Below are 584 nucleotides of genomic sequence, written 5' to 3'. Positions count from 1 at the left end.
AAGGTTCGTTATTTCCAGAGTTTTATGAGTATTGAGAGTTTTGACTGACAGTGTCAGGCTTATATTGGGGGGTGGAGATCCGATAAACTGCGCATGGATTTTTATGCATTGAGTGGTTTGTTATGATTTCAATAGATGCTTCTTTTCTTCACCGCCTTGCGCCTAAACTGGCGCATCATGCGCGTCAAGATTTTATTATTGTTGAAATGGCACGCGTGTTGCCTGAAGCTTTATCCTATGGGGCACTCACAACACCGTTGCGTATTGCGCATTTTTTAAGCCAATGTGCGCATGAGAGTGATGGCTTTTTTACCGTTTGTGAATATGCCTCTGGGCGTGCTTATGAGGGGCGGCGTGATTTAGGCAATATCAACCCTGGTGATGGGGTGCGCTTTAAGGGGCGTGGTTTGATCCAGTTGACGGGGCGCAATAATTATCGCCGTTTTACGAAGTTTTGGTGCTCAGTCGATAAACAAGCGGTTGATTGTGAGGCTTTTCCAGAAGAGTTGGAAAAGTTTCCAGCAGCGCTTTGGTCTGCTGTTTGGTTTTGGCAAATGAAAGGCTTGAATAGGCTGGCTGATCAA

1 protein-coding gene is annotated in these 584 nt (G+C 45.5%); it reads left to right on the top strand.

All coding sequences use genetic code 11. From position 1 onward, the window contains the following. Positions 1–122 precede the first annotated feature (122 nt). A partial coding sequence (locus ACFIJS_RS09290; RefSeq protein WP_375651345.1) for a glycoside hydrolase family 19 protein occupies positions 123–584 on the top strand: 462 nt, incomplete at its 3' end.

Source organism: Bartonella sp. OT172YNZD (assembly GCF_042193725.1).
Taxonomy (GTDB): domain Bacteria; phylum Pseudomonadota; class Alphaproteobacteria; order Rhizobiales; family Rhizobiaceae; genus Bartonella; species Bartonella grahamii_A.
The sequence above is the reverse complement of the archived record's forward strand: the minus strand, read 5'-3'. Positions and strand labels throughout refer to the sequence as shown.